The 24,178-nt window shown below is 62.9% G+C and carries 23 protein-coding genes and 1 tRNA gene; 12 read left to right on the top strand and 12 right to left on the bottom strand.

Annotated features, from left to right (window positions below; all coding sequences use genetic code 11):
• Positions 1 to 23: 23 nt before the first annotated feature.
• Positions 24 to 1,040: a hypothetical protein gene (locus ACMDW7_RS10915; RefSeq protein ID WP_377300720.1), complete on the top strand. Its 1,017-nt coding sequence runs from the start codon at positions 24 to 26 to the stop codon at positions 1,038 to 1,040.
• A gap of 75 nt (positions 1,041 to 1,115) precedes the next feature.
• Complete coding sequence (locus ACMDW7_RS10910) at positions 1,116 to 1,823, top strand: hypothetical protein (protein WP_377300721.1); 708 nt, start codon at positions 1,116 to 1,118, stop codon at positions 1,821 to 1,823.
• Positions 1,824 to 1,989: 166 nt separating this feature from the next.
• Here ACMDW7_RS10910 and ACMDW7_RS10905 read toward each other — a convergent pair.
• The 9 genes from ACMDW7_RS10905 to ompA form a co-directional block, all read right to left on the bottom strand.
• A tRNA-Ser gene (locus ACMDW7_RS10905) sits at positions 1,990 to 2,080 on the bottom strand.
• A 147-nt stretch (positions 2,081 to 2,227) separates the two neighbouring features.
• Positions 2,228 to 4,309 (bottom strand): sodium:solute symporter family protein, encoded by a 2,082-nt coding sequence (locus tag ACMDW7_RS10900; protein WP_377300722.1) that lies wholly within the window; start codon positions 4,307 to 4,309, stop codon positions 2,228 to 2,230.
• Between the two features lie 10 nt (positions 4,310 to 4,319).
• Positions 4,320 to 4,583 (bottom strand): DUF4212 domain-containing protein, encoded by a 264-nt coding sequence (locus ACMDW7_RS10895; protein ID WP_377300723.1) that lies wholly within the window; start codon positions 4,581 to 4,583, stop codon positions 4,320 to 4,322.
• 107 nt (positions 4,584 to 4,690) lie between these two features.
• Complete coding sequence (locus ACMDW7_RS10890; RefSeq protein ID WP_377300724.1) at positions 4,691 to 5,296, bottom strand: tetratricopeptide repeat protein; 606 nt, start codon at positions 5,294 to 5,296, stop codon at positions 4,691 to 4,693.
• 3 nt (positions 5,297 to 5,299) lie between these two features.
• Positions 5,300 to 5,503 (bottom strand): hypothetical protein, encoded by a 204-nt coding sequence (locus ACMDW7_RS10885; protein ID WP_156303549.1) that lies wholly within the window; start codon positions 5,501 to 5,503, stop codon positions 5,300 to 5,302.
• A gap of 314 nt (positions 5,504 to 5,817) precedes the next feature.
• Complete coding sequence (gene acs, locus ACMDW7_RS10880; RefSeq protein WP_377300725.1) at positions 5,818 to 7,803, bottom strand: acetate--CoA ligase; 1,986 nt, start codon at positions 7,801 to 7,803, stop codon at positions 5,818 to 5,820.
• Between the two features lie 121 nt (positions 7,804 to 7,924).
• Positions 7,925 to 8,584, bottom strand: a complete 660-nt coding sequence (locus ACMDW7_RS10875; RefSeq protein WP_377300726.1) for an HAD family hydrolase — start codon at positions 8,582 to 8,584, stop codon at positions 7,925 to 7,927.
• The gene (gene ubiG / locus ACMDW7_RS10870) at positions 8,581 to 9,303 is read right to left on the bottom strand and encodes a bifunctional 2-polyprenyl-6-hydroxyphenol methylase/3-demethylubiquinol 3-O-methyltransferase UbiG (protein WP_377300727.1); all 723 of its coding nucleotides are present in this window, start codon (positions 9,301 to 9,303) and stop codon (positions 8,581 to 8,583) included. Before ubiG ends, ACMDW7_RS10875 begins: the two co-directional genes overlap by 4 nt.
• 98 nt (positions 9,304 to 9,401) lie before the next feature.
• Positions 9,402 to 10,112: an outer membrane protein OmpA gene (gene ompA, locus ACMDW7_RS10865; RefSeq protein ID WP_377300728.1), complete on the bottom strand. Its 711-nt coding sequence runs from the start codon at positions 10,110 to 10,112 to the stop codon at positions 9,402 to 9,404.
• A gap of 424 nt (positions 10,113 to 10,536) precedes the next feature.
• Between ompA and gyrA the strand changes: the two genes are divergently transcribed.
• The 5 genes from gyrA (at position 10,537) to pheA (ending at position 17,163) form a co-directional block, all read left to right on the top strand.
• On the top strand, positions 10,537 to 13,161 hold the full coding sequence (gene gyrA / locus ACMDW7_RS10860; protein ID WP_377300729.1) for a DNA gyrase subunit A: 2,625 nt from the start codon (positions 10,537 to 10,539) through the stop codon (positions 13,159 to 13,161).
• A 74-nt stretch (positions 13,162 to 13,235) separates the two neighbouring features.
• Positions 13,236 to 13,925: a hypothetical protein gene (locus ACMDW7_RS10855; protein ID WP_377300730.1), complete on the top strand. Its 690-nt coding sequence runs from the start codon at positions 13,236 to 13,238 to the stop codon at positions 13,923 to 13,925.
• A 79-nt stretch (positions 13,926 to 14,004) separates the two neighbouring features.
• Complete coding sequence (locus ACMDW7_RS10850; protein WP_377300731.1) at positions 14,005 to 14,664, top strand: DUF2059 domain-containing protein; 660 nt, start codon at positions 14,005 to 14,007, stop codon at positions 14,662 to 14,664.
• Positions 14,665 to 14,712: 48 nt separating this feature from the next.
• A complete protein-coding gene (gene serC, locus ACMDW7_RS10845) occupies positions 14,713 to 15,825 on the top strand; it encodes a 3-phosphoserine/phosphohydroxythreonine transaminase (RefSeq protein WP_377300732.1) in 1,113 nt (370 codons plus the stop codon).
• A gap of 240 nt (positions 15,826 to 16,065) precedes the next feature.
• Complete coding sequence (pheA, locus tag ACMDW7_RS10840; protein ID WP_377300733.1) at positions 16,066 to 17,163, top strand: prephenate dehydratase; 1,098 nt, start codon at positions 16,066 to 16,068, stop codon at positions 17,161 to 17,163.
• Between the two features lie 127 nt (positions 17,164 to 17,290).
• Here pheA and ACMDW7_RS10835 read toward each other — a convergent pair whose 3' ends face one another.
• Positions 17,291 to 17,908, bottom strand: coding sequence for an OmpW/AlkL family protein (locus ACMDW7_RS10835; protein WP_054125403.1), 618 nt, complete (start codon positions 17,906 to 17,908; stop codon positions 17,291 to 17,293).
• A 419-nt stretch (positions 17,909 to 18,327) separates the two neighbouring features.
• Between ACMDW7_RS10835 and hisC the strand changes: the two genes are divergently transcribed.
• From hisC to ACMDW7_RS10810, 5 genes are all read left to right on the top strand, one after another.
• Entirely contained in the window at positions 18,328 to 19,479 is a 1,152-nt protein-coding gene (gene hisC / locus ACMDW7_RS10830) for a histidinol-phosphate transaminase (RefSeq protein ID WP_377300734.1), read from the top strand.
• 17 nt (positions 19,480 to 19,496) lie between these two features.
• Positions 19,497 to 20,393: a prephenate dehydrogenase gene (locus ACMDW7_RS10825; protein ID WP_377300735.1), complete on the top strand. Its 897-nt coding sequence runs from the start codon at positions 19,497 to 19,499 to the stop codon at positions 20,391 to 20,393.
• Positions 20,394 to 20,398: 5 nt separating this feature from the next.
• Positions 20,399 to 21,682: a 3-phosphoshikimate 1-carboxyvinyltransferase gene (gene aroA / locus ACMDW7_RS10820; protein WP_377300736.1), complete on the top strand. Its 1,284-nt coding sequence runs from the start codon at positions 20,399 to 20,401 to the stop codon at positions 21,680 to 21,682.
• Positions 21,683 to 21,714: 32 nt separating this feature from the next.
• Complete coding sequence (locus tag ACMDW7_RS10815) at positions 21,715 to 22,263, top strand: AAA family ATPase (RefSeq protein WP_377300737.1); 549 nt, start codon at positions 21,715 to 21,717, stop codon at positions 22,261 to 22,263.
• A 287-nt stretch (positions 22,264 to 22,550) separates the two neighbouring features.
• Positions 22,551 to 22,985, top strand: coding sequence for an SWIB/MDM2 domain-containing protein (locus ACMDW7_RS10810; protein ID WP_054125400.1), 435 nt, complete (start codon positions 22,551 to 22,553; stop codon positions 22,983 to 22,985).
• Between the two features lie 81 nt (positions 22,986 to 23,066).
• On the opposite strand, the gene ACMDW7_RS10805 is transcribed toward ACMDW7_RS10810, so the two are convergent.
• Together ACMDW7_RS10805 and ACMDW7_RS10800 are read right to left on the bottom strand one after the other, a co-directional pair.
• Positions 23,067 to 23,657, bottom strand: a complete 591-nt coding sequence (locus ACMDW7_RS10805) for an RDD family protein (RefSeq protein ID WP_377300738.1) — start codon at positions 23,655 to 23,657, stop codon at positions 23,067 to 23,069.
• A 57-nt stretch (positions 23,658 to 23,714) separates the two neighbouring features.
• A complete protein-coding gene (locus ACMDW7_RS10800; RefSeq protein WP_377300739.1) occupies positions 23,715 to 24,065 on the bottom strand; it encodes a DUF3106 domain-containing protein in 351 nt (116 codons plus the stop codon).
• Between the last annotated feature and the right edge of the window lie 113 nt (positions 24,066 to 24,178).

Here is a 24,178-nt window from a genome sequence, read left to right as displayed (position 1 = left end):
GTTCGGTGGGGTGAGGGCGCCACATGGAGCAGAACCTTCAACTGGTGCTCGTCTACCGGCTTGGCCGGTACGGGCCGTCGGGCTGGGTGGGCAAAGAGCGCATCCTTGGCATTGCCAATGGGCTGCTGCAGCGCCGGCTTGCAGGCCATAAGGACCAGATCTCGGCAGTGGTCGAATCGACCGAGCCGTTCGAGGTTGTGGCAGACGCCGTCAGAGCGTTGTTTGGCGCCGAGGTCAAGGTAGCCCTCACCGTGGTTGGCGTGCCGCAGTTCGCGCTGGCGGAGGGTCTGAGCATCGACGCCGATCCAGAGGGGCTTGCGGACGAGGCCGCGCGAGCGGCGGAGCAGGCTGCGAGCCAAGACCGGGCTGTTTTGCCCATCGCGGAGCTACCGAAGCCGTTGGGACAGCTGCCTGTTGATCTTCGCGAATGCTGGTTTGCGGGTGTTCGGGCAACGGGCGAAGGGTCCGAGTCGACAAGCGAGTTCTTGGACTGCTTTCCGACTCGATTCCGGCACTGTGGGCAAGCGTTGATTGCGCTTCTCGGCGAGGCGCCTCCGGAGGCGTTTGACGACGAGACGCCAGAGATTGAAGGCGCCCATAGGGCAGCCCTGCGCCTGTTCGCTTTGGCGCGCTGGCTACACGCTTTCGAGGCGCTTGCTGATGCCGATTACTTGGATTTCGACTACTTGACGCCCACGCGTTCATCTATGGTGAGCCGGGAACTGCTTGCATTCGACATGGGTCGTGCCGGCGACTTTGACTGGGATGACGGCGAGTCTCCCGAGGACAACCTGCAGCGCATGATGAAGGCCGAATTGGTCGGTCGCAGCTCCTCCATTGGCGACGATCTGGTCCGGGCGCTGGGCGACCGGAGCTATGTCTTTTACTCGCTCATGGCGGTGCTGGCGCCGGATCGGTCGCGGCCGTGGTTCGACGTCATGACCGACTTGCTGGATACCGACCACGATGATCCTGACCGCGACAAGATGCGTGCGTTCGAGTTCTGCGAGTCGGGGTACTACGACGAGGAAGAGGATTAGGCGCCTGGCCGTGCGATGCTTTGCACACCGATTGTGATCCTTATCCCAGAAGGCTGCTCCCCGTACACGATCCAGATGAAGCTACCTGCGTTACCACGACACATCGCAAATTTCGCGCTTGCAAACAGCGAGATGAACCGCGCTAAGTTGGACCCGGTGTTTGCGTTGCCGCGTGCCGTGCATCGTGTCCTGAAGGAGACGTCCACGCCATTCCAGTCCCCGTTGCAAGCCAAGCTACTGCTGCTGGCTCGCCTTAAAGAACTGATGCCGCTGATGCACCAACTTGAAGCGGATGGGGTCATCGGCATCATTGATGCCTGTGTTCAAGCGTGGTTCGCGGGAACCAGCCCGTTGTGCCGGCTGACCTTCTCGGGGAACTGCTCAATCAAGACAGATTGCACTGCCGTCTGGTTGCCAGACATCAAAAGCCTTGCATTCAAAGATCCAGGCTTCGTTCGCTCAACGCGCGACCAACTCCGAGCAAGATATGTTGATCGCTTTGATCTAATCGCCTCCGATGACGGATATGTTGTGCAAGTGCCCTTCGTCACCGCGGGACGGGCTGATCGGTCGCATCCAATATCAGCAAAAGTGCCGAGGTGCGCAGATGGCACGCCAGCGCGGTTCGGTACAGGGATGAACGGTGTTGCCCTGACGCGTCTTCTTACCGCACGTCGAGCCGAACTTGATCGAATTGCCGCAGCCTTCGTCACGCCGGACTTTGACGAGCTTGCCGGACGACCGGTACAAGGCGGGCTACCTAGCTTGGGAACGCGTCGATGATCGAGCGGCGCACGCGATGGATCGTCAGCCAGATTATCAGCGAGGGGTGTATTCCCCTTTGGATCTGACCGCTGTTCGTGGCCCCGGCAAGGTGCTCACCGGAAGGTGGGCTGGATGATGGGTACGAGGCTAAATCGCCTGGAAACCCGCATGAAATCGTGATGGCTGGCGGAGAGGGCGGGATTCGAACCCGCGGTAGGCTATTAACCTACACACGCTTTCCAGGCGTGCGACTTAAACCGCTCATCCACCTCTCCTGCGAGGCGCGCAGTATATCCCAGCACGAAGTGCGCCTCTGACACGGAGCGCCAAGACCACGCAGCCATGAAAAAGGGCCAGCTCATCGAGCTGGCCCTTGGCCTTTCAGGCCGGGCGCAGGATCAACCTGCACCCGGTCCGGTCACTCAGGCAGTCTTGAGGTTCGGGTAGCGAACGCTCTCGACAAACTCCTGGGTTTCCTTGCTCGGCGCCGGGGTGAGCAGGGTCACGACGATCATCGTGATCAGACCCACCGAGATGCCGAAGATGCCCGAACCGATCGGGGCGATGTCCCACCAGACCGGGTAGTCGGCCGGCTTGAAGCCGAACAGGTTCTGGAAGAACGGATAGCGCGTGATCATGTAGTACATGGTCACGGCCAGGCCAGCGATCATGCCGCTGATCGCACCCCACTTGTTGGCACGCTTCCAGAACACCCCGAGGACGAGGGCCGGGAAGAATGCGCTGGCGGCCAGCGAGAACGCGGCGCCGACCAGGAACAGGATGTCGCCCGGCTTCTGTGCCGTAACGTACGCGGCAATCAGTGCGACGATCAGCAGCAGGGTCTTGGAGATCGCGATCCGCTTGGAGGTGGACGCGTTCGGGTCGATCATCTTGTAGTACAGGTCATGCGACAGCGCGTTGGCCATCGTCAGCAGCAGGCCGTCGGCCGTGGACAGTGCAGCAGCCAAACCACCAGCAGCCACCAGGCCGGAGATCACGTAGGGCAGGCCGGCAATCTCGGGCGTAGCCAGAACCACCACGTCGGGGTCAATGCGCATTTCAGCCAGCTGCACGATGCCGTCTGCGTTCCAGTCACGCAGTGTGAGCAGCGCGCCCCCGTCGACCTTCTGCCACGCCGCCGCCCAGGCTGGTAGCTCCGCATAGGGTGTTCCGACCAGCAAGGTGAAGACGTCGTATTTCACGAGCACCGCAAGCGCCGGCGCCGAGAAGTACAGCAGGAAGATGCAGAACAGGCTCCAGAACACCGAGCGACGGGCTTCCTGCACCGACGGTGTCGTGTAGAAGCGCATCAGGATGTGCGGCAACGCAGCGGTACCCACCATCAGGCAGAACACGAGCGCCAGGAAGTTCTTCCGGGCGACGTCCTGTGCCTTCTCTGTTGCACCGGGGAACGCTTCCGCATGACGCGGCATGCCATTCAGCGGACGAGATGCGGTGTTGGCGCCGTTCATCTGCGTGGTCCAGAGACGTCGAGCGGCGTCCGCAGACTTCGGATAGTCCGCGACTGCCTTCTCGGCGGCCTTGATGTCAGCGATCGGTGCGTTGGCCGCACGCAGATCGTCCAGCTTCTTCTGGACATCCACGCGACCCTGCTCCCAGGTGCCGGGCAGGCCGTCGATCCGTGCCTTCAGGTCGGCCGCGCGCTTCTTGTGGATCTCGCGAACCTCAAGCTCCTTGGCATCCTTGATCAGCACTTCTTCCTTGGCCGTCACCTTTTCCAGCACCTGGCCGTACATCAGCTGCGGCACAGGGGCGCCATGCTTGATGCCGATCATGACCACAGGAATCATGTACGCCACGATCAGGATGATGTACTGCGCCACCTGGGTCCAGGTCACAGCACGCATGCCGCCCAGGAAGGAGCAGACCAGAATGCCGGCCAGGCCGATGAACACGCCGTAGACGAAGTCCACGCCGGTGAAGCGGGCGGTGATCAGGCCCACGCCGTAGATCTGGGCAACCACGTACACGAAGGACACCAGGATCGCGGCGAAGATGCCGATACTGCGGGCAAAGTTGCCGCCGTAACGTGCGCCGAGGAAGTCGGGGATCGTGAACTGACCGAACTTGCGCAGATACGGTGCAAGCAGGAAGGCCACAAGGCAGTAGCCGCCAGTCCAGCCCATGATGAAGGCCAGACCGCCATAGCCCTGCAGGTACAGGGTGCCGGCCATGCCGATGAACGAGGCTGCGCTCATCCAGTCCGAACCGGTGGCCATGCCGTTGAACACCGCAGGAACGCGGCGTCCAGCCACGTAGTACTCGGCCACGTCGCCCGTGCGGGACATCACGCCGATGCCGGCGTACAGACCGATGGTGGCGAACATGAACACATAGCCGATGGCCTTGGGTCCGAGCACGCCCATGTACTCAAGGATCGCCAGCACGACCACGAAGGCCACGAAGCCCCCGGTGTACATGCCATAGATGCGCTTGAGCTGGTTGAAGAACGCCTGATTGCTGCTGACTGAAGTCGTACTCATGGGGCGCTCCTCATTCTTCCTGCTCGGCGACGCCGAACTCTTCATCGAGCGCCTTCATCTTGCGCGCGTAGTACCAGATGATGACCAGATAGATCACCAGGCTGCCTTGAGCTGCCATATAGAACGGGAAGGGCCAACCCAGAATGTTGACGCTCTGGAGTTCCCGTGCGAAGAACGAGATGACGAACGTGGCGACAAACCAGATCGCGATCAGGACGACCGTGAGATTAAGGTTCTTTCGCCAATACGCTCGGTGCTTTTCTGTGAGCTGCATGTGTCTACCTCCTTGTGTTGCGCTTGCTTGTACTGCGCTGCTGACATCCCCTGAGTGACGACACCGAGGGCAAGCCTCGTCCCATCCCCGACAAAGTCAGCAGAGCACTACCCTTGTTGAGCCCGCAGGGACTCGAATTGCGGCGGGACCTGCTCCAGATCGCGCGTGAGTTGCGCGGCGACCTTGGGTTCGAATCCCTCGAGATGCTTCTTTATGCGGCGCGCTTCGGCGGCGTCGCCCAGATGGTGATGCGTCATCGCGAGCTGGTACCAGCCATAGGGGCTCATGGGCTGCAGCTCGGTATTGCGCTTGAGCGCACCGAGCGCCTCTGTCGGGCGCCCCTGACTGATCAGAACGAGACCCAGGCCGTACCACGCACGATCAAGTTTGGGGTCCAGTTCGAGCGCCTTGCGGAAGCTGGATTCAGCTTCGCTGAACTGGCCCAGGCTCTCCTGGATGAATCCCATGTTGAAAGGGATCGAGGCCTGCTTCGGCCGCACGCTCGCGAGCAATTGAAGTTCACGCAGCGCTTCCTCGTTGGCCCCGCGCAGCGCAAGCAGATTGGCGATGAAGCCTCGAGCGACATCGTCATTCTCGTTGAGTGCAAGTGCGCGCCGATAAGTTGCCTCGGCCAGCGCATGGCGCTTCAGGAACACTTGCCAGCTTGCAAGTTCACGCAGCCACCATCCACCAATCAGCGCACCGATTCTCATGCTTCAGGCTCCGGCCACAGGCACGTACTTGAGGAAGTAGATCCGCCCAGCTGTGGCACACAGCCAGATCAGCAGCAGAAAGAAGAAGGACACGAACGGGACGTGCTCGTCGACGATCAGCTTGGGCGTAATGATTCGAACCACGCGATTGACGGGCGATGCGAGCAGTGCAAAGAGCTTGTAGATCGGGTTTTCGTGGCGCTTCATGGGATTGAAGGCCGCGACGACCGCTTGCCCAATCAACGCAAGGCCAGCTACCTCAGCGAGCGCTTTCACGATCGATAGAAACAGGATCACCCAATACTCCGCTTGCAGAGGGCAGCCTGCATGTCGAAGGCGTGACGTGCCATTCAACGGAGCGACCCCCTGATTGGTTCTTGTTGTTGCTCTACTCCGAACTCAATATTGCACAGGGGCATCGAGGGGAACATAAGGGAAACCCTGCTCAATTCGTGCGCTCGCGACTCGCGTGAAAACAAAAACGCCCCGCAAGCGGGGCGTTTGTAAGGCTCGTGAAAGATTCAGTTGTTTTCAGCGAGTTGTTCGAGGATTGCGGGGTTCTCGAGCGTCGAAACATCTTGAGTGATGGCCTCGCCCTTTGCGATCGCACGGAGCAGGCGTCGCATGATCTTTCCAGAGCGGGTCTTAGGCAGGTTGTCACCGAAGCGAATGTCCTTCGGCTTGGCGATCGGTCCAATCTCCTTGGCGACCCAATCGCGCAATTCCTTCGCGAGTGCGCGTGCTTCATCTCCCGTGGGGCGCGGCCTCTTGAGCACGACAAACGCGACGATCGCCTCACCGGTAAGGTCGTCCGGGCGGCCTACCACCGCGGCCTCGGCAACCAGATCACTCTTTGCGACCAGTGCGGACTCGATCTCCATGGTGCCCATGCGGTGTCCGGAGACGTTGAGCACATCATCGATGCGGCCCATGATGGTGAAGTAGCCGGTGTCCTTGTCGCGGATGGCGCCATCACCTGCGAGGTACAGCTTTCCGCCGAGTTCGGCAGGGTAGTAGCTCTTCTTGAAGCGCTCCGGGTCGCCCCAGATGGTGCGGATCATCGAGGGCCATGGGCGCTTGACGACAAGCACGCCACCTTGACCATTGGGCAAGTCGTTGCCGGTTTCATCAACAATCGCAGCCATGATGCCGGGCAGGGGCAATGTGCAGGATCCCGGCACGAGTGGCGTGGCCCCAGGCAGTGGCGTGATCATGTGGCCACCCGTTTCGGTTTGCCAGAAGGTGTCCACGATCGGGCACCGCTCGCCCCCCACATGCTTGTGGTACCACATCCATGCTTCCGGATTGATCGGTTCGCCCACCGAACCCAGGATGCGCAGGCTGCTCAGGTCTGATTTGTTCGGATGCACGTTCGGGTCGGTCTCGCTGGCCTTGATGAGCGAGCGGATCGCGGTGGGTGCCGTGTAGAACAGGGTGACCTTGTGCTTCTCGATCATCTGCCAGAAGCGACCGGCATTCGGGTAGGTAGGCACACCTTCGAACACGAGCTGCGTGATGCCCGCAGCTGTCGGTCCGTAGCACACGTAGGTGTGCCCCGTGATCCAGCCGATGTCCGCCGTGCACCAGAAGAGATCGTTGGGCTTGGCGTCAAAGGTCCACTGCATCGTGGTCTTCGCCCAAAGCAGGTAGCCGCCGGTGGAGTGCTGGACGCCCTTGGGCTTGCCTGTCGAGCCTGACGTGTAAAGGATGAACAGCGGATGCTCGGCATCGACCCACTCGGGTTCGCATTGAGCTGACTGCGGGCCTTCCACCTCGTGCAGCCAGATGTCGCGCCCGGCTTGCATGTTGATTGGGTTGCCGGTGCGGCGGTAGACGATCACGGTCTTGAGTGCTTCACAGCCACCCATCGAGATCGCTTCGTCGACGATCGCCTTGATCGGCAGAGTCTTTCCACCGCGTACCTGCTCGTCGGCGGTGATGATGGCCACAGCCCCGGCATCGATCACACGCTCCTGGACGCTCTTTGCCGAGAAGCCGCCAAAGACGACCGAGTGGGTTGCGCCGATGCGAGCACAGGCCTGCATCGCGACAACGCCTTCGACGCTCATCGGGATGTAGATGAGGACGCGGTCCCCCTTCTTGATCCCCTGGGCCTTCAGGCCGTTGGCCAGCTTGCAGACACGCTCGTGCAGCTGCCGGAAGCTCACGTTGGTGACCGACCCGTCATCCGCTTCGAACACGATGGCTGTCTTGTCGCCGTTGCCGTTGATCAGATTGGCATCGAGGCAGTTGTACGACGCATTCAACTGCCCGTCGGCAAACCAGCGGTAGAACGGCGCGTTGGACTCATCCAGCACTTCGGTAAAGGGCTTGTGCCATAGCAACTTCTCGCGCGCGAGGTTGCCCCAGAATCCTGAGTAGTCCGCATCCGCTTGGGCGCAGAGCGCCTTATACGACGCCATGCCGGAGATCGCAGCGGCCTGCTGCACCTCGGCACTGGGGTTGAAGACGCGTGTTTCCTGAAGTACGGACTGAATCCCTGACATGCTGTGCTCCTCGTTCCGGTTATCGCAAAGGTAGGAGGGCGGTCTTACTCTCGCCTTACTCTGGGCGAGGCCGCCTGCCTCAGTTCTGCCCTTTCGGCAGCTTTGCATCGGAAGGTAGCGTTCAGCGGGTCATCCAGCCATCAAGGATTCCGAGAATGTCCGGCACCGATTGCGCCATCGCATCCGCCCCCCACGTCTCTGGTGATCCGGCGTCTCCCAGATAGCCGTAGGTCGCGATGACGCTGCGCATGCCGGCCGCACGTGCGGCTTGCACATCACGTAGATCATCGCCTACATAGGCGCAGGCACTTGAAGGAACCCCCAGCCGACGCGCGGCTTCCAGCAACGGCTCCGGATGAGGCTTGGCGTACGCAGTGGTGTCACCACAAATCAGCACACGCGGGCGCAAGCCCATGGCGGGCACGAGTGGCTCGGCGAAGCGTTGCGCTTTGTTAGTCACCACGCCCCAGGGGACGCTTCGCTGTTCAAGTTCGACCAGCAATTCGGCAACCCCAGAAAACAGCACCGAGGCCTGGGTCATGCGCTGCTCGTACCGATCGAGAAATTCCGTCTTCAGCGTCTCGAACCCCTGCGCATCCTTGTCCACGCCAAACGCGACTCCGATCATGCCGCGCGCGCCGGCCGACACCATGGGACGCAACGCCTCCATCGGCAGCGGGTCCATCCCTCGCGCGACGCGCATGTCGTTGGCGGTGCCGGCCAAATCAGGTGCTGTGTCCGCGATGGTTCCGTCGAAGTCGAAGAGTGCGGCGCGAATCATCCGCCCGCCCGCTTGCGTGCATGGACGAGGTAATTGACGTCCGTGTCCTTGTTGAGCGTGGCGGTGTGCGTAAGCGGGTTGTAACTCATGCCTCGGAGCTCGACCATTTCGAGCTTGGCATCGCGCATTGCGCGGGCCAGCTCGCTCGGCGTGATGAGCTTGGCGTAGTCGTGCGTTCCGCGGGGCAGCAGGCGCAGCACATACTCAGCACCAACAATCGCAAGCAGATAGGCCTTGAGGTTGCGGTTGATGGTCGAAAAGAACACATCGCCTCCAGGCTTTGCAAGCCGCGCCGCAGCAGCAACCACGCTGGCAGGATCAGGAACGTGCTCAAGCATTTCCATGCAGGTCACGACATCGAATGCGTCTGGCTGCTCGTCTGCGAGCGCTTCTGCGCTGATCAGGCGGTACTCGACCTGGACGCCCGACTCAAGACTGTGGAGCTTCGCAACGCCCAGAGGCTTGTCGGCCATGTCGATGCCAAGGACCTCGGCACCGCGTTGCGCCATGCTCTCGGCGAGGATGCCACCGCCGCAGCCTATGTCAACGACTCGCTTGCCCCTCACTGGCACAACCGAGTCGATCCAGTTCAGCCGTACCGGGTTGATGACGTGCAGCGGCCGAAACTCGCTGCCTGGATCCCACCATCGATGCGCAAGTGCTGAGAACTTTGCAAGTTCGCCGGGATCGACGTTGCTCGTGTGCTGCGTTGTTGTCATGCTCAATAGCGTAGCGCAGGGCCTCTGCGGCACTTGCGCGCGCGAGCTCCAAAAGAAAAACCCCGCCGAAGCGGGGTTTCCATAGATCGAGAGATCGATCAACGACGCACGGGGCGCGTACCGACGACCTCGATTTCCACGCGGCGGTTCTTCGCGCGGCCATCCTTGGTCTTGTTGTCAGCGACAGGCTGCGTAGCGCCCTTGCCTTCGGTGTAGACGCGGCTCGCATCGACGCCCTTGCTCACGAGGTGAGCCTTGACGGCTTCAGCGCGACGCACCGACAGACGCTGGTTGTAATCGGCCTTGCCCACGCTGTCGGTGTGACCGACGGCGATGATCACTTCAAGGGCGATGTCCTTGGTCTTCGAGGCGAGGTCGTCGAGTTTCGCCATGCCCTCGGGCTTCAGCGTTGCCTTGTCGAAGTCGAAGAAAGCGTCAGCTGCGAACGTGACCTTCTCGGAAACGGGCGCGGCGGGCGGAGGCGGCGGAGGAGGCGGTGCCACCGGTGCCGGAGCGACTGCTGCCGGGGGAGGCGGCGGAGGCGGGGGCGGAGGCGGCGGCGGGGGAGCCTTGCGGGGTACCAGATCCGGATCGCACTCGGCCAAAGCCATCGCGGGGGTGAAGTAGCCGCTGCGCCAGCACAGGCCGAACGGGTCACGTACAACGGTGCCGCGCTGGTCAAGCACGTAGCCGCTGCGCTTCGGATCGCCTTGGATGTTCTTCTGTGACGTCGACTGTGCATGGGCCACGGTGGCCGCCACTGCCAACGTAGAAGCAAGCACCAGGGATGCCTTGGTAACTTTCTTCATGTTTCTCCTCTCAACGGGTGAGGTTCCTTTTGCCGGAGGTCTATAGCTATGAGGCTACTTTTTTAGCAACCAATTTCGAGTGTATCACCGGCTCACCGCGGCGCAGCACGTTGACGCATGGTCTGCGCTGGGGTCCCGTGAGCCGAAGACCCAGTCCAGGCGCGGTTCTTCGTGAGGCGGCGCCAATTGCTCTCAGGGGTCGCCGTCAGTGCTTCGTCACATTCTGCAGCGAGGTTTGTGTGGTTTGTGCAACACAGAAACGGCAAGGCGACCTGTTGGTTGCGAGCTGTGATGCGCCCGGAGCCGGCCTCGGCGCAGTGGCTAAACTCGAAAGCTTGTCTTGGGCGATTGTCGTCGCCCCAATCGCTGTTCGGGCGCGCCGTCGATCGTTGTGTCGCGCAGGCCGCGTCATCTGAGTCTCCGCATGGACCAATTCGCAAAAGAAACCCTGCCTATTTCGCTTGAAGCCGAGATGCGGCGCAGCTATCTCGATTACGCCATGAGCGTGATCGTTGGGCGGGCACTCCCTGATGCCCGGGACGGACTCAAGCCGGTCCATCGGCGCGTGTTGTTCGCCATGGACGAGCTCGGAAACCACTGGAACCGCGCCTACAAGAAGTCTGCCCGTGTGGTTGGCGACGTCATCGGCAAATACCACCCGCATGGCGACACCGCCGTCTATGACACGATGGTTCGCATGGCGCAGGATTTCTCCCTGCGCTACATGCTGATCGACGGTCAGGGCAACTTCGGCTCCAACGACCCCGATAACGCCGCGGCCATGCGTTACACGGAAGTGCGCCTCTCCAAGATCGCGCACGAGCTTCTGGCCGACATCGACAAGGAAACCGTCGACTTCGGACCGAATTACGACGGCAACGAGAAGGAGCCGCTGGTTCTTCCGGCAAAGATCCCGAATCTGCTGATCAACGGCAGCTCCGGCATCGCCGTCGGCATGGCAACCAACATCCCGCCTCACAACCTTGCCGATGTCGTTGACGCCTGCCTCCATGCGCTGCGCAATCCCGAGTGCTCGGTCGACGAACTCATCGAGATCGTCAAGGCGCCGGACTTCCCCACGGGCGGCATCATCTACGGGCTGGCCGGCGTGCGCGAGGGCTACCGCACCGGTCGCGGTCGTGTCGTCATGCGCGCCAAGACGCACTTTGAAGAAGTCGACAAGAACGGCAAGCAGGCCATCATCATCGATGAACTGCCCTACCAGACGCTCAAGCGCCCTCTGTTCGACAAGATCGCCGAGCTGATCGGGGACAAGAAGCTCGACGGCATCAGTGACATCCGCGACGAGTCGGACAAGTCCGGCATGCGGATTGTCATCGAGTTGAAGCGTGGCGAAGTGCCGGAGATCGTGCTGAACAATCTGTTCAAGCAGACTCAGCTCCAAGACACGTTCGGGATGAACATGGTTGCGCTGGTCGACGGCCAGCCGCGCCTGCTGAATCTCAAGCAAATGGTGGATTGCTTCCTTGCGCATCGCCGCGAGGTGGTCACCCGCCGCACGGTTTATGAGCTGCGCAAGGCACGCGAACGTGGGCATGTGCTTGAGGGTCTGGCCGTCGCGCTGGCGAACATCGACGAATTCATTGCCATCATCAAGGCTGCGCCTACCCCGCCGATCGCCAAGACCGAGCTGATGACGCGCTCCTGGGACTCCTCGCTCGTTCGCGAGATGCTGACGCGCGCAGCGCCGGACGGCGGCACGATCAATGCCGATGACTACCGCCCCGAAGGACTCTCGGCGGCGATGGGCTTGCAGTCCGACGGTCTGTATCGCTTGTCGGAAGACCAGGCCGAGCAGATCCTGCAGATGCGCCTTCAGCGTCTGACCGGTCTGGAGCAGGACAAGATCGTCACGGAATACAAGGACGTCATGGCCCAGATCGCCGATCTGCTGGACATCCTCGCCAATCGCTCGCGCATCACAGAGATCATCAGCGTCGAACTCGCGGGCATCAAGGCCGAGTTCGGGGACGGCCGCCGTTCGACGATCGAGCGCAATGCGGTCGAAATGGAGACCGAGGATCTGATCGCGCCGGAAGATCGTGTGGTCACGCTGTCGCATTCCGGCTACATCAAGAGTCAGGCACTGACCGAGTACCGCGCGCAGAAGCGCGGCGGACGCGGCAAGCAGGCAGCCACCATGAAGGAAGATGACTGGATCGACCAGCTTTTCATCGCGAACACCCACGACGTGATCTTGGCATTCAGCAACCGCGGCCGTCTGTACTGGCTCAAGGTGTGGGAAGTGCCCGAGGGCAGTCGCACTTCGCGCGGCAAGCCGATCGTGAACATGTTCCCGCTGGCCGAAGGCGAGAAGATCACCATCGTGTTGCCGCTGGACGCAAGTCTGCGCACCTATCCCGAAGATCGGTACGTCTTCATGACAACCAAGCTGGGTACGGTCAAGAAGACGCCGCTGTCGGAGTTCTCCAATCCGCGCAAGGCTGGCGTGATTGCCGTGGATCTGGATGAGGGCGACTATCTGATCGGCGCCGCCGTGACCGATGGCGCACATGACGTGATGCTCTTCAGCGACGGCGGCAAGGCCGTGCGCTTCGATGAAAACGATGTGCGTCCGATGGGCCGCACGGCACGTGGCGTGCGCGGCATGATGCTCGAGGAAGGCCAGCAGGTCATCGCCATGCTGGTGGCCGAGGACGAGCAGCAGAGCGTGCTGACCGCCACCGAAAACGGATTCGGCAAACGCACTCCGATCACCGAATACACCCGCCATGGCCGGGGTACCAAGGGGATGATCGCCATCCAGACCTCCGAGCGCAACGGCAAGGTGGTCGGCGCGACCCTGGTGCATGCGGACGACGAAATCATGCTGATCACCAACACTGGCGTGCTCGTGCGGACCCGAGTTGCCGAAATCCGTGAGATGGGCCGGGCTACGCAAGGGGTGACGCTCATCAATGTGGACGAGGGCGCCAAACTCTCAGGCCTGCAGCGCATCGTCGAGAACGATGCGGGGGACGACGACGCGCCAGCAGACGGTGCGCAGGGCGAGACGCTGGCCGAGTAGATGATGACACCGCCCCGCACTTCAGCTTGGGGCGGGTCTGTCCTCCGCGGAGTGCGCCCGTACGTTGAGGTCACATGCTGATCTCGTTTCGATCAATGTGCACTTGGCTTGTCCGCTTCGGTCTGGCCGCGGTGCTCGGTGCGCCGGGCTCGGCTGCGCATGCAGAAGCGCTTGGTGAAATCAAGCCGGAGCTGCTGGCCGATCTGAAGCGCCTGCCGGTTGTGAACGCCGAGTTCCCGACGCCGGCGTTTCGCTGGTCTCTGGAGACGACGCGCTCGTTCCGTGGCAAGCGTGTGACGACCGAGACCTGGCAACCCAGCGCGAACGGCCTGGCGCAGGTGACGGTCGAAGACCCGTCGCGCTCGCCCGGTGACCGCGTGATTGAGCGCGTCAGCCTGCGCGGGCTCATGTACGTCCGCACAGGCGAGCTGAAGTCCGGTGTGCAGTTCGGCAACCTGCGTCTGCCGATCCAGCCAGGTGACAAGTTCTCCGTCACCATCAGCCGCGAAGGGCGCACCATGACCAAGCGCTGTGTCGCGCAGGAACGAGAGCCCGCAGCCAAGCTGCACCCCGCGATCCCCGGCAACTATGTGCCGATTGACTGTGTCGGCGAGACACAGTACCGCGGCATGAACCTGAAGGCAGATGGCGACTTCGCCTGGATCGAAGCGCTGAACCTGATCTTCTTTCCCAGTGAGTCGGTCGACTACGGTGCGGGTACCTTTGTCCAGCGCGTGCGGATCAGCGCCTTCCAGCTCCGCTAAGCTCTTTCTCTTGCCCGCTTACGGGTCTCTTGCCCCGCACACCAGGGCGTCTCCACTTCTTCAGGAACCCACCGAATCCATGGTTCGATCCCTCGCCCAGGCAGTCCTCAGCCTTGCAGTGGCCCTGCCGATCGCCGCATCTGCCCAAGTCTCCGATCTCAGCATTCCCGCCCCTGCAGCCGGCCCAACGGCTGACACCCGCGAGGTACGCACCGCGCTCGCAAGGCAGATCATCGACGTGTCGGACTTCGACAAGGTCTCGGCCAACATGATGAACGCCATCAGCAGCTCGCTGCCGCAGGAATTGGGTCCGGGCATCGCCCAGCAGATGAATGAGGCTCTGCAGAAGGCGGTCAAGGACAAGAAAATCACGCCGGCGCAGCAGCAGAAGGCCCGGGCGGAGCTGCCCAAGCTTCTGGACACCTACTTGCGCACCGAGCTGCCCAAGCTCGATCAGGCGATGCGCAAGTCCTGGGCGGCTATGGACATGAAGAAGATTGTCTACGACGCTGCCGTGCCGTTCTACGTCGACAACTTCGATGCCACGGAGCTGCGTCAGATCCTCGCGTTCCAGAGTTCGCCTGTCGGGCAGAAGGTGCTCACCAAGACCCCGCAGCTTGTGGGCAGTCTCCTGCCCGCGCTGCAGCGCAATCTTGTGGCCAGCGCCCGGCCGCTGGCTGATGCAGCCTCCAGCATGCAGAAGGTCGAGACCTATGTGATCGAAGCGGCCAAGAAGTAGGTCGCCGCTCGCGCAACGCTCCACATCCTTCTTCGCTACCACGACGCAATGGCACGACCTTTCAACTTCTCCGCCGGCCCGGCCGTCCTGCCCGAGCCGGTGCTCGCACGGGCCGCCGCCGAGATGCTGGACTGGCATGGCAGCGGCATGAGCGTGATGGAGATGAGCCACCGCGGCCGCGAGTTCGGCGAGATCTTTGCGCATGCACATGACAGCTTCCGCCGCCTGATGGGCGTGCCGGCCAACTACAAGGTGCTGTTCATGCAGGGCGGCGGGATCGGCGAGAACGCCATCGTCCCGCTCAACCTGATCGGTCGCACCGGCAAGGCGGATTTCGTGGTCACTGGCAGCTGGTCAGCCAAGTCCGCGAAGGAAGCGAGCCGCTATGGCAACGTGCAACTGGTCGCTCCGCAGGCCGTAGACCGGCCGGGGCAGCCTCGTTACGTGGGCATTCCGGATCCCGCGACCTGGAATGTCCGCCCGGATGCTGCCTATCTGCACCTGTGTGGCAACGAGACGATTGACGGGGTGGAGTTCTTCGATTGGCCGCAGCCTGCCGCACTGGGTGCCCCGGATGTGCCGTTGGTTGTGGATGTGTCCAGCCACATACTTTCGCGCCCGCTGAGTTTTGAGGGTGTGGGCTTGATGTTCGGCGGTGCCCAGAAGAACATCGGCCCGGCCGGGTTGACGATCGTGGTCGTGCGCGAAGATCTCCTCGGCCACGCGCTGCCGGTCTGCCCGAGCGCCTTTGACTATGCGACCGTGGCTGCCAACGGCTCCATGTACAACACGCCGCCGACCTACGCGATCTACATCGCCGGGCTGGTGTTCGACTGGATCGATGCGCAGGGCGGTGTGCAGGCGCTCGCCGAGCGCAACGCGGCCAAGGCGGCGCTGCTGTACGCCTGCCTGGACGCCAGCGGCTTCTACCGCAATGCCGTGGCGCCAGCTTGCCGCTCTCGCATGAACGTGCCTTTCTTCCTCGCCGACGAGCGTCTGAACGACGCGTTTCTCACCGGCGCGAAGGAGGCGGGCCTGCTGCAGCTCAAGGGCCACAAGTCCGTGGGCGGCATGCGCGCATCGCTGTACAACGCCATGCCGCTGGACGGCGTGCACGCGCTGGTGAGCTACCTTCAGGACTTCGAGCGCCGCCACGCCTGAGTCGCTCGACGGCCAGCGTGAGATCCACGGGGCCACGGTTTGACCCAGCCAGAAGGGCTTTCCGCTTGTCTGGCGCGGTTCTCCAGCCACTTTTGCCTGAAGAGGCGCATGAATGCTGGATCTAGCCCTCAGTTCCCGGGCTGGATGCGCTATGCGCCGGGTGTCGATCAGGCCGTCTTCGTACATTCGCGCTGCGGCCTGTCCAACTGACTCTTGAACATCTACGTGTCTACCAAGCCCATGCCCCACGAACAATCGGCCGCGCCGGACGACAGCGCGCTGACACCTCTGCGCCGGCGTATTGACGATATCGACGGTCAGCTGCTTGAGCTCATCAGCGAGCGTGCCCGACTTGCGCAGGAAGTAGGGCGCGTCAAGCATGCGCGCGGCGAGCCCGTCTACCGCCCTGAGCGCGAGGCGCAGGTGCTCGCGCGGCTCGCGCAGATCAATGCCGGGCCGCTGCCCGCGCAGAGCATCCGCGCCGTGTGGCTCGAACTCATGAGCGCCTGCCGGGCCCTTGAAGCCCCACTGTCCGTGGCCTACCTCGGCCCCGAGGGCACCTTCAGCGAGGCTGCGGCGTTGGCGCAGTTTGGCTCGCAGATCGAGACCCAACCCTGCGCCAGCATCGACGAGGTGTTTCGTTCGGTTGAGGCGGGCGGTGCAGGATTCGGTGTGGTGCCGGTGGAAAACAGCACGGAAGGGTCAGTCAACCGAACGCTGGACCTGCTCATGGGTAGCAGCCTGTCCATCTGCGCGGAGCTCGCGCTGCCGATCGAGCACTGCCTGCTGACCCAAACCGGAACCCTGGACGGCGTGACGGAGGTGGCGGCCCACCCCCAGGCGCTGGCGCAGTGCCAGGCGTGGCTGTCGGCGCACGCGCCGCAGGTCGCGCGCGTGGCAGCTGCCAGCAACGGTGCCGCGGCGCAGGCCGCCGCAAAGACGCCGACGCTTGCAGCGATCGCAGGCCTGGGCGCCGCAGCGCGCTACGGGCTGAAGCCTGTCGCGCAGGCGATTCAGGACGACCCGCACAACCGGACGCGCTTCCAGGTGATTGGCCGAGTGCAGACGCAGCCCAGCGGGGCTGATCACACCAGCCTGATTCTCTCGGTGCCCAACCGTCCGGGTGCGGTGTATGACATGCTTGCGCCCCTTGCAGAGCACGGTGTCTCGATGACTCGCTTCGAGTCCCGCCCGGCGCGCACCGGCCAGTGGGAGTACTACTTCTACATCGATGTGGCCGGCCACCAGCTCGAGCCCCGCATCGCTGCGGCGCTTGAGGCGCTGCGCACACGGACAGCGTTCTTCAAGCTGCTGGGCTCCTACCCGGTCAAGGCCTGAGCGCGAAGAAAAAGCGGCCCGAGCTGCTTAGGCTCGGGCCGATGGGCCAACGGCAGGGCAGGAGGGTCCTGCGCTCGGCCGGGAAAAGGCTCACCCGAAATCGTGGTCGAGTGACTTGCGTAGGTGCTCAGAAGCGGTAGCCGACGCCCACGGAGAACAAGGTCGGGTCGATCTTCAGCGTGCCGACCTTGGTTCCAGCCGCCTTGATGTCTGTATCGATCTGCACGTACTTCAGATCCACATTCACTGACCACTTCTTGTCGATGGCGAAGTCCGCGCCGATCTGGGCGGCAAGACCCGTGCTCGACTTCTTGACCGACAGCCCGGGGGGCAGATCGACGCTCATGAAGCGGGTGTAGTTCACGCCTGCGCCCACATACGGCTTGATGCCGCCGAGATCAAAGTGGTATTGCGCGGTGACGGTGGGCGGCAGGTGCTTGAGCGTGCCAATCTTGGTGCCGCCCGCGGAAATGTCGTGCTTCTGCGGGTAGGTGAGGATCGTCTCGATGGCGAAGTTCTTGTCGAAGAAGTACGTGAAATCGACTTCCGGGAAGGTTTTGTTGTTCGCTTCAACGCGAGCGCCTACGTTGCGCTCGAGGCCGTCGGCCTGTCCGTTCTTCACGTTCATGTTCAGCACGCGGCCGCGGATCAGCCAGCCCGAGTCGTCGGCCAGTGCCTGGGTGGCAGCAAGCGAGCAGACAGTGGCGAGGGCGGCGGCAACGAGGCGTGAAGTGCGAATCGACATGGAAGGGTCCTTTCTTGGATTGACAGGGTCGGCGCACGGTCGACTCCGCTGCCTGCCCGATCTCTGCGGCTTGAAGTGAAGTCCCCCGGGGCGCATGCGCTGCGCACAATGCTGTGTGTGCGCCGGGTGAGGTCATTCTGGGCACATGTGCGGCCGGCCCATTGACCTCGCTCAAGCCGCGGTCGTGCCGGCACTGCGCGCATCGGACGTGCTTGACCTGAGTCAAGCGCTGCGGGCTGTGCGGCTGCGGATGGACTGTCATGTGTGGTGCTGTACCCACGTCGCTACACTTGCGCGCTGGCGAGCAGCCGTTTGTTTCTTCGGATCGAGCCGCGATGTCGACTCATGCAAGCCTGGGCGGCGCGCCGGACCTGCATCGCCGCGATCATCGCCATCTATCAATTCATGAAGTTCAACGCATGACGCAAGCGACTGTTGCCGCCGACCAGACCCCCTCCTCGTCCGCTTTCCGGGCGCCTTCGCCCAGCTGGGTGCGCGCGATCAGTCCATATGTGGCGGGCAAGCCGATCGAGGATGTTGCCCGCGAACTGGGTCTGGCCCCCGAGACTATCGTGAAGCTCGCCAGCAACGAGAATCCGCTGGGTATGCCGGCTTCAGCGCGCGAGGCGCTCGGCCGCGCAGCATCCGATCTGGGCCGCTATCCGGACGCGAACGGTTTTGCCCTGAAGGAAGCACTGTCCAAGCGTTTTGGTCTGCCAATGGAGTGGATCACTCTGGGCAACGGCAGTAATGACATTCTGGAACTGGCCGCGCATGCGTTTCTCGAGCCGGGTAAGTGCGCGATCTACTCGCAGTACTCCTTTGCCGTCTATGAACTGGCGACCCAGGCCGTTGGCGCCAAGGCTGTCGTCACCCCCGCCAAGGACTACGGCCATGATCTGCAGGCCATGCTCGCCGCCGTGACGCCTGAGACCCACTTGGTCTTCATCGCAAACCCCAACAACCCGACCGGCACTTTCCTGCCCTATGCAGAGATCGAGCATTTCCTGAGGGCGCTGCCCCGGCACGTCGTCTGCGTGCTGGACGAGGCCTACAACGAGTACCTGCCGTCCGAATTGCGCGTGGACACGGCGCGCTGGGTCGAGCGCTACCCAAACCTGCTGATTTCGCGCACGTTTTCCAAGGCCTACGGACTGGCGGGTTTGCGCGTGGGCTACGGGCTGGCGCAGCCCGAGGTGACCGGTCTGCTCAACCGGATCCGCCAGCCCTTCAACGTCAATTCGTTGGCGCAGGCAGCGGCGGTTGCTGCCCTGGCGGACGAGGCGTTTCTTGCGAAGAGCTACGAACTGAACCGGGCAGGTCTGCAGCAGATCGGCGCTGCCCTCACCGACCTGGGCCTGCAGTGGGTACCAAGCTTCGGCAACTTCATCCTGTTCAAGGTCGGTGAGGATGCCGGCGCGGGTTCTCGCGTGAACCAGGCCTTGCTCAAGCAGGGTGTGATCGTCCGGCCGGTAGGCAACTACGGGCTGCCGCAGTGGATTCGCGTATCCATCGGCTTGCCCGAGGAAAACATGCGTTTCGTGCACGCGCTGCGCGCGGCGCTGGCCTGAGCGGGCAGGTCTGACACTTGAGTGGCTCTTCGCTTCCTGAGTCGCCCCGCTGGCGCCGCGTCGGCATCGTAGGCGTCGGCTTGATCGGCGGCTCCGTGGGCGCAGCACTGCGTGCGAACGGCCTGGCAGATCATGTGCACGGTGTCGAACCTGCCGCCGCGTCCCGCGAACTGGCCCTCGCTCGTGGCTTGGTCGACACCGTGTCTGAGGATCCATCCAGCCTGAGAGATTGTGACCTCGTCATCCTTGCGGCGCCTGTACTGCGCAATGCAGCGCTGCTGGAGCGCGTTTCAGATTGGCTCGGTATGGGTGCTGTGTTTACGGACGTGGGCTCGACCAAGGCGGGTTTCTGCGCGTCTGCGCGCCGCCTGCTCAGCGCGTATGAGCTGAAGCGATTCGTGCCCGCACACCCGATCGCCGGCAGCGACGCCAGCGGACCGGCAGCAGCCACCGTGGACCTGTTTGCCGGGCGTACGACGGTGCTTTGCCCTTTGGCCGAGACCGATGGGCGCGTGGCAGCACGGGTGGAGGCGCTCTGGACAGCCATGGGCAGTCGCGTAGTCCAGATGCCGGCAGACGAACACGACGCGGTATTTGCTGCGGTGAGCCATCTGCCGCATTTGCTTGCATTTGCGGCAATGAACCAGCTGATCGACCACCCTTCAGGGCGAACCGCCTTGGGGTTCGCCGGGCCTGGGTTCCGGGACTTCTCGCGTATCGCCGGCGGCGAGCCCCAGCTCTGGACTGAGGCCTTGCTCGCCAACCGTGCCGAGGTGCTGGCTTGGCTGTCGGGCTTCGAGGCGCAACTGGAACAGGCGCGCTCTCTGATTGCACAGGGCGATGACCGGGCGCTGAGGGAATGGATCGCGGCCGCTTCAGATGCGCGCCGTGCGGCGCACACACAACTCAACTGAACGCCATGGATCGACTCGAGCTCGCACAGGCAAACAAAAGCGTCGGCATCGTCAAGCTGCCAGGTTCCAAGAGCCTGACCATTCGCGCGCTCATGCTAGCGGCGCTGTCCGAAGGTACGACGACGCTGTCAAACGTTCTGGACTCGGATGATGCGAGAGTCATGCTGGGGGCACTTGCGCAACTGGGCGTGCGCCTCGACGATCTGGGCGGTCAACGCTGGCGCGTGACGGGTCACGCGCCGTTTGCTGCGCGCGAGGCGGACATCTTCGTGGGCAACTCCGGGCTGTCGATCCGGACTTTGGCGGCGGTGTTGGCCTTCATGCCCGGCGCGTGGCGATTGCACGGTGTCCCACGGATGCACGAGCGCCCGATCGGGGATCTGACGGACGCGCTTGCCGGGGTAGGAGCGCAGGTGGACTTTGAAGGTGCAGCGGGCTTCCCGCCCTTGTTGCTGCACGGGCGCGCGCCCACCGCCGGTGGGATCCGGACGCGCGTGAAGGGCGCTGCATCGAGCCAATTCCTTACCGGCTTGCTGCAAGTCGGCCCGATCGCCGCAGCCACAGCCGACTTTGTCATCGATGTCGAGGGAGAACTGATCTCCAAGCCCTATGTGGACATGACATTGGGCCTGATGAAGCGCTTTGGGGTGTCCGTTCGCCGCGACGGCTATCGCCAGTTTGTGGTCCCTGCAGGCAGCCGCTATCGCTCTCCGGTCGCCTACATGGTCGAGAGCGACGCGTCGAGCGCGTCCTACTTTCTGGCAGCCGGGTTGCTGGGTGGTGGTCCGGTGCGAGTAGAGGGCGTGGGTGACACCAGCCTGCAGGGTGACATTGGATTTGCAGAGTTCCTGAGCCGCGTCGGCGCGCAGGTGCAATGGGGGCCGGACTGGATCGAAACGCGGCGGGCAGGCGCGATTCGCGCATTTGATGAAGACTTCAACACAATTCCCGATGCCGCGATGACGGCCGCAGTTGTCGCTCTATATGCGGATGGCCCCTGTCGGCTGCGCAATATCGGTTCGTGGCGCGTCAAGGAGACCGATCGACTTGCCGCCATGGCGACCGAACTGCGCAAGTGCGGCGCCCAGGTCGAGGAGGGGCCGGATTGGCTCAGCATCGTGCCGCCCAAGCAGGTCAAGCGCGCCGAGATTGCCACTTACGACGACCATCGCATGGCGATGAGCTTTTCGCTGGTTCGCTTCGCGTCGCCGGTGATCATTGAAGAGCCCGGCTGCACGGCGAAGACCTACCCCGCATTCTTCGAAGACATGGCAAAGGTGATCCAGTGAGCGCACACCATTCAGATCGAACTGATTCACCGGTGATCGCACTTGTCGGGCTGGCCGGGTCGGGCAAGTCCGAAGCCGGGAAGGTGTTGCAGGCGCTTGGCTACACGGTCGTGTACTTCGGCGGCGCCGTGCTTGAGGAAGTGCGTCGTCGCGGGCTTGAAGTCACCGCGGAGAACGAGCGCGAGGTTCGGGAGGATCTGCGCCGCCAGCATGGCATGGCCGCCATGGCCATCCTGAAGCTTCCCGAGATCGAGCGCGTGCAGGCGCAGGGTGCGAAGGTCGCGGTGGACGGTCTGTATAGCTTTGCCGAGTATGAGTTGCTCCGGGAGCGCTTGGGTCACCGGCTCAAGCTCATCGCGATCCATACGCCAAGGGCGCTGCGCTACCAGCGGCTGGCTGCTCGCGCGGTGCGACCTTTGAGCCCCGAGCAGATCGACCAGCGCGACTATTTCGAGATCAAGAACCTCGACAAGGGCGGTCCGATCGCGATTGCAGATGTTCACCTGGTCAATGCAGCCGACGCCGAGACACTGCACCGTCGGGTTGAAGAGGCGGTCGCCACCCTCGAAAACAGCATTTGAGTCGGCGCGGGTGTTCTGACGGCGCGTCCTTTCCGCCCGACTCTGTGCACCCACGGGCGCTCGGGGCTCCGTCGCGAGGGTGAAGGGCGCTGCAATTTCGCAACGCGTCGGTTCTCCGACCGGCGTCTCAGAGGGAAAAGTTGTTTTCTCGCTAGAGCAATCGCTGTAGTCTTCGTCCCGCGGGGGTATTCCGCAGCACCGGGAAGCAGTTCGCGGATTGCGGTGTGGCCCTGCGATGAGCTCATCAATCCCTGGGGTAATGCATGCCCCAACTCAAGGAGATACGCATGGCAACTGCAAAGAAAGCCGCCAAGAAGGCCCCGGCCAAGAAGGCTGCACCCGCCAAGAAGGCCGCTCCGGCCAAGAAGGCTCCGGCCAAGAAGGCTGCGCCCGCCAAGAAGGCCGCTCCTGCCAAGAAGGCTCCGGCCAAGAAGGCAGCACCCGCAAAGAAGGCTGCAGCACCCAAGAAGAAGCGCACCCCCAACGCAGCATTCATGAAGGCCATGACCCCCTCTGCCACGCTGGCTGCGATCATCGGTGACAAGCCGCTGCCCCGCACCGAAGTGACCAAGAAGGTTTGGGACTACATCAAGAAGAACAAGCTGCAGGACGCAGTGAACAAGCGCATGATCAATGCCGATGCGAAGCTCAAGGAGCTGTTCAAGAAGGCACAAGTCTCTATGTTCGAGATGACCAAGATTATCAGCGGTCACCTGAAGTGATGCTGAGCGCCGCGCACGCCGCGGCGCAGATGCAAAGGCCCGGAGCGATCCGGGCCTTTTTCATTCCGGCGCGCGATCGACTCAGTTGGATTCTGACGCGACTGCCTTGGCTGGTTTCGGCTTGGGCGGCGCGCTGACCAGACGCAAGCCCAGCCACTGATCATGCAGAAACTGCCCGGAGCGACCGAGCCTTGCCTGCAGAAATGCTGCCGTGACGATGCAGCCGAGCACCAGCGGAAACAGGAGCGCGACCACCGAGCGTGCAGCTGGGTCGGCCAGCTGCTGAAGGCCCCAGGTCAGGATTGCCGCAACCAGCACGGCGGCCCCCCATGAAATCGCATAGCGCGCCATTGCTCGCGCCCAGCTCAGACGCCGTCCATCCGCGGTCTCGAGCCGCACATCCCATGCCTTCATGGCTACCGTCTGACCCCCATGCGACCAGAAGTAGCCGAAGTAGATCGCAAACGTGACGGCAATGTACGCAGCAAAATAGTGCGTATGAGGCGACGCGAGCGGGAAGGTCTGCCGCGTCAGCGTCAGATAGAGATAGCCGGCGATCCAGTAGACGCCAAACAGCAGAACGCATTCATACGCGATGCTGCAGGCGCAGCGCCAGAGCGGGGCGCTCGCGGTTGGGGCGGTGGACGAAGATGAGGAGGCGATTTGCTGCATGCCGCCATTCTAGAAAGTGCAGCTTTGCCTCAGAAACCCGTGCCGCGAAGGGAGGGGCTAGGGCCGCTGCTTGGCCGAGCCCGGCTTTGTGGCCTGCTTGGCCGCTTCGGCCTTGTCCTTGACGGCTTGCTTGCGTTCATCGGGCAAGGCCTGGTAGTTCTGCCACTGCGCGTCGCGCACCTCGGGCGGCAAGCCCTTGACTGACTTGTAGTTTTCTCTAGCCTTGCGGCGCTGATCCGGTGTGAGCTTCGCCCAGTCCGCCATGCGCGCGTGCAATCGGGTTTGCTCCTCGGGCTTCATCGTGCGGTAGCGGTTGGCCACCTGTAGCCACTTGCGCTGTTGGTCGCGGCTCTGCTCATCCCAGATGGACTGGATCGGACCGAGTGCGAGCTTCTGTTCAGCGTTCAAGCTGTCCCAGCGGACAGATGGCAGCGCAGTGCCACGCTGGTTCGTATGCGGAGCGGAGCTCGCAGTCGCGGACTGCGCCGCGGACTCGCCGCACCAAAGCAGCGCGCCGGCCA

This window comes from Piscinibacterium candidicorallinum (assembly GCF_047549485.1).
Classification (GTDB): domain Bacteria; phylum Pseudomonadota; class Gammaproteobacteria; order Burkholderiales; family Burkholderiaceae_C; genus Piscinibacterium; species Piscinibacterium candidicorallinum.
This window is presented reverse-complemented; position numbering and strand designations above follow the sequence as displayed.